A 3,147-nucleotide genomic window follows, 5' to 3' on the forward strand; every position below is an offset into this window, starting at 1 on the left:
CCTTGAAAAAGACGTGAATAACAATATGAATGAAATAGGTAGTACTGAATCAGCTTTTATGGTGACTTACTTAAACTATCTAATTGAAGCTAAAGCAATAACAGAAAAAGGCAAAAAAGGTGCAATCCAATCTATTTTAGGAGGGGGTTACACAGAACAAACTAAAAAATAACTTTGACATCCCTTAAAACCACCCTTAAAGCCGCGTTCTCGCCTAACTTTATGAAAGGTATAGGTTTTGCTGTTGCGTGGCTTATAGGCATGGAAAAGGTGATTTAGGCAATATGCTGTATTTGATCAAAATTTGTACAGTTTTGGTTTGCATAAGTGCTTAGTGACGTTTTTAGGTTGTCCACATAGTTACCCACACGCTATGCACTGTAGTTGTGGGTTAGTTTTTGGGTGTATTGCCAATGTATTACATATTAACTACAATTATTTTGATGTTGTAATTATATTTTGTTTTAAAGGGGCTGGCAATGTCAAAACAAGATAAATTCAAAAGTATACCTGTGTCTGTACGTATGCAAGAGTCTACTTTAGGGCATTTAGAGGAGCTTAAGGATACTCTAGAGGTTAATTCTCAAGCCGAAGTTATTAGGCGTTCTGTCGCTCTTATGAAGTTGCTGGCTGATCGAATCAAGGATGATGGGATGCACATCGTTTTAGAAGACGATAAAGGCAATAAAAAAGAGTTGCTTATTTCAGGACTAAACTGATGACAAAGAGTGATGATGACATCATAACCACCATAGACGGTGAATCTATCACTAGTTCTGACGGTCAGCCTATTGTTATAACAGGTGAACCGGACAGTACAGATGAATCTAGTTCTTTTGCTGAAAGAGAAGCAGAACATAGGTTTGCGATGGATAGAGGCAAATTACGATTTGCTAGTATAATTATGTTTGTATTGCTTGGTTTATTTGCTTTATCTGGACTAAGCATGCTCATTGAGCCTAAAACGGGTGGTAAAATTTTTGACTCTGTTTTTGAGTTGTTGAAAAGTTTTGGTTTTGCTATTTTAGGTTTTTATTTCGCGTCTGCATCGAAGAAAGACTAATAAAAGTTGTTGAGGTAGGATTGAAATGAAATTGATTTCAATCGGATACTGTTTGGTTGATATGGATTAGTTCTGATTTTGTTTGGAGCTTGAAAAGGTGAGGGTTTCCGATTTTAATTAAGTGAGCTTGCTGAGAAGATACCAGTTTAATGCAAAATCCATTTATACAAAAAACTTTACATATCTGTCTACGGTGATGGCTGTGCTTTACTAAAAGCTTCTACAGCTTTTCTTTTTTCAGCCTTATTTTCTTTATCCTTAAAGAATATACAAGCTGATCCGGCAGACGAGCCTGCAATAATTCCACCGACAGCAGCACCTGCAGCAAAGCCAATCGCTACACCTGCTTTTGTTCCCATTATTCCTCCAACGAGAGCACCAACTATAGCCCCTGGTCCAGTCAAGGCAGTTATCCCTCCGCCAGCTGCAATACCAGCTACACAACCAGCCGTTGCACCTAACATAACACCAATACCTGTTGCTAAAAAAGTTATCATTGCTTTATGAAGTGCCCTGCTAGGATTTTGACTTTTAATGTTATTTTCAAGTGTCTCGAATTTATTTTTAATATTACATTGAATATTTTCATTGTTCAGATCGGTGTAGTTACTTTTATTCAAACTGTCCATAGCTTCGCTCATTGCGCTTATATTTAAAATAGCGTCAGAGTTTTTTAAACTATTATATGGTTTTTTATGGCGAAACGCCTTTTTTAAGTCAAGGGTAAAATCCGTTTCTAGCAATTTTTTTAAATCTCTCGCTGCGCTGGCGAATTGATGATCTGTGCTGGAGAAGCTATCACTATTATTATGAGAATCGATCCTTTCTGCTATAATTCTTATATTGTCAAAAAATGATTCTAATAATGCCTTTGTACCGTTATCAACACTTATCTTTTTGACGTTATCAGCCGTTAATAAATGTGGTGCATATTGATCTAAAACCCATAAGGCATTCCAAGGTAATTCATCATTTATCTGAATATTACGGGATTTTAATGTACGTTTTAAGCTGTTTTTCTCGCTTTCTGTTATTTCAGCCACAACCTTTAACCTAACACATAGTATATAGATTATCTTAACGTAAGTAATAATATGTTTTTAAGGAACAGTACTAATACTGAATTTTTCCCACGAACGTATATTATAGCCTTCTTTGCGTAATTGGCAGATGAAGGTAGGCAGACAGTGGCCGAAGCCGAGTTCATAAGCCTTGGGGCGTGTCAGCTCTTCGCCGGATTGGAGAAGTTCAAATTTAAAGCTATTTAAACAAAATACAACCAGTAATTTTACGATATACATGTAATTAAATATATTTTAAGTATATGAGTGTAATTTTTATTGGAGGTTAAAAGTCTAAAAATGCCAAATATTAGAGAAAATTATTACAGGAAAGTTTTCGGGCCTGATACTTTTTCACAAATGATAAACGAAAAAGAAAATATATTCATTCTCCACTTGATAGAGGGTAAAGTCTATCTACACACTACTAAGCCAGAAAATACTGGCAGTATAAAAAACTTAGGTCTAATACCTGGTTTTTGTGAAGGAATGGGTGAACCTGGAGAAGAGAGCGATCCAAGTCGAAGAAAAAAACTTGAAGAGGGAGTCTTTGTTGTGCTACCTGAAAAAAGTATACGGGATGGGTTTGAAAAAAATATTTATATAATCTCTTTAAGGGAGCCTCATTCAGACCATAACTACAAAGGAAAAGATCGTGAATTCATTGCTGGCTATTTTGCAGAATCGATTGAACCCTTAAGTAAATTTTTAACACAAAGAGAAAATAGACTATTCTGCTTTACAATTGAGGGAGGAAGAGGCTTTGATAAACAGACAGAGGAGTTTCTCAAAAATTTTAAAGAGGGAAAAAAAGTTAAAGAAGAGTTGTTAATTAAAGCTAGTGAATCTTTTCCTCTGCAATATCAAAGTGATATAAGCGAAAGAGAACTATCCTTGGTGACACAGGACTCTCGGCCTTTCGAAAGTTCGACAAACGTCTCTGATAACGGTGACATGTTTGAATTAGAATTGGCGGAATTGGCGGAAAGTACTAATAAAAGTTCCCAGAGTCTAAAACTTGCG

4 protein-coding genes are annotated in these 3,147 nt (G+C 35.8%); 3 read left to right on the forward strand and 1 reads right to left on the reverse strand.

The window, feature by feature from the left end; translation table 11 throughout:
- The first annotated feature begins 479 nt into the window (after window positions 1–479).
- Window positions 480–719, forward strand: coding sequence for a ribbon-helix-helix protein, CopG family (locus BGC07_RS18325; protein WP_069314505.1), 240 nt, complete (start codon window positions 480–482; stop codon window positions 717–719).
- A complete protein-coding gene (locus tag BGC07_RS18330; RefSeq protein ID WP_069314506.1) occupies window positions 719–1,063 on the forward strand; it encodes a hypothetical protein in 345 nt (114 codons plus the stop codon). The genes BGC07_RS18325 and BGC07_RS18330 overlap by 1 nt, the downstream gene beginning before the upstream one ends.
- Before the next feature lie 188 nt (window positions 1,064–1,251).
- On the opposite strand, the gene BGC07_RS18335 is transcribed toward BGC07_RS18330, so the two are convergent.
- The gene (locus tag BGC07_RS18335; RefSeq protein WP_069314507.1) at window positions 1,252–2,106 is read right to left on the reverse strand and encodes a hypothetical protein; all 855 of its coding nucleotides are present in this window, start codon (window positions 2,104–2,106) and stop codon (window positions 1,252–1,254) included.
- A 318-nt stretch (window positions 2,107–2,424) separates the two neighbouring features.
- Here BGC07_RS18335 and BGC07_RS18340 point away from each other — a divergent pair.
- A partial coding sequence (locus BGC07_RS18340) for a hypothetical protein (RefSeq protein WP_139121846.1) occupies window positions 2,425–3,147 on the forward strand: 723 nt, incomplete at its 3' end.

It is taken from the genome of Piscirickettsia litoralis (genome assembly GCF_001720395.1).
Lineage (GTDB): Bacteria > Pseudomonadota > Gammaproteobacteria > Piscirickettsiales > Piscirickettsiaceae > Piscirickettsia > Piscirickettsia litoralis.

Coding starts and splice junctions, on each gene's coding strand:
- BGC07_RS18325 (WP_069314505.1), top strand. CDS start 480: ATGTCAAAACAAGATAAATTCAAAAGTATACCTGTGTCTGTACGTATG.
- BGC07_RS18330 (WP_069314506.1), top strand. CDS start 719: ATGACAAAGAGTGATGATGACATCATAACCACCATAGACGGTGAATCT.